The sequence below is a fragment of the Pseudoalteromonas sp. SWN166 genome, from assembly GCF_015864485.1.
Lineage (GTDB): Bacteria > Pseudomonadota > Gammaproteobacteria > Enterobacterales > Alteromonadaceae > Pseudoalteromonas.
Window position 1 is genome coordinate 1 of the sequence record NZ_JADYXB010000089.1, and the last position, 1,086, is coordinate 1,086.

1 protein-coding gene is annotated in these 1,086 nt (G+C 40.0%); it reads right to left on the reverse strand.

Features of this window, described 5'->3' with window-relative positions; translation table 11 throughout:
- Positions 1 to 27: 27 nt before the first annotated feature.
- Positions 28 to 996, reverse strand: a complete 969-nt coding sequence (locus tag I6F49_RS20215; protein ID WP_197181751.1) for an IS30 family transposase — start codon at positions 994 to 996, stop codon at positions 28 to 30.
- Positions 997 to 1,086: the final 90 nt, after the last annotated feature.

Below are 1,086 nucleotides of genomic sequence, written 5' to 3' on the forward strand. Positions count from 1 at the left end.
CTTGAATTCAAGTATTAAGTGCAATCATTATGCAGCCACCAGAACTTCTGATTGCCCCGTAAATAATTCATGAGGGGTTTTATACCCTCTTGTTTTTCTTGGCCGATGGTTGAGCTTATCAACTGCCGCCTGTATTTCTGCTTCACTTAGCGCCATAAAGTCAGTTCCCTTGGGGAAGAAGCGTCTAAGTAAGCCGTTGGTATTCTCATTTATGCCCCGCTCCCATGATGAATATGGGTGAGCAAAATACACATCAGCTTCTAATTTTTGTGCAACATGCTCATGGTAAGCAAACTCTTTTCCATTATCTAAAGTCACGGTAATAACCTTACCTTTATATGGTGTCATACACTTGATCAGCGCATCGGCTGTTATTTTCGCATGCTTGCTTTCAATTCTGTGAACGACTGTATATAACGTTTTACGTTCAACCATTGTGACAAGGGCATTTTTACGCCCTTTGCCTATCACTGTATCGCCCTCCCAATCACCAATCCTAGACTTTGAATCCACAATACTTGGGCGTTCATCAATACTGACTCGATTAACTATCTGTCCACGTTTATCGTAGCTTCCATAGCGTTTCTTATACTTTTTACATGCACGAGTGAGTGTCTTATGTAGTTCACCACCACGAGCCTTGTCTCTGTAAATATATTGATAAATCGTTTCATGATGCAAAACGACCTTTTTCTCTAAAGCTAAGCGGCCTGCCACCTGCTCTGGCGAAAGTCCGTCAACCAACAATTTATTAATCCAGTCAGTAACATCATCTGTTAACTTAATTGCTTTGAAAGATGACTTGCGTCTTTGCTCTGCAAAATTATTGGCTTGGTTAGGTCGATAGCCTTTAAGCCCTTTATTGCGTTTTAACTCTCTAGAGATAGATGACGGTGAACGAGTTAGTTCATCAGCTATCTGTTTTTGGTTATTTCCTGCTTTTATTAACGCGTAAATCTGGTATCTTTCTTCTTGTGTCAGCTGTTTATATTTCATTAAAGCAATTTCCTTTGGCGAGAAAATGGCCGAATTATAACAGCTGGCCATCTAATCTGAGAAATTGCACTTATTATCCGAATTTAGGAA

Excerpts from the sequence above, each read along its gene's own strand:
- I6F49_RS20215 (WP_197181751.1), bottom strand. The coding sequence starts at position 996 with ATGAAATATAAACAGCTGACACAAGAAGAAAGATACCAGATTTACGCG.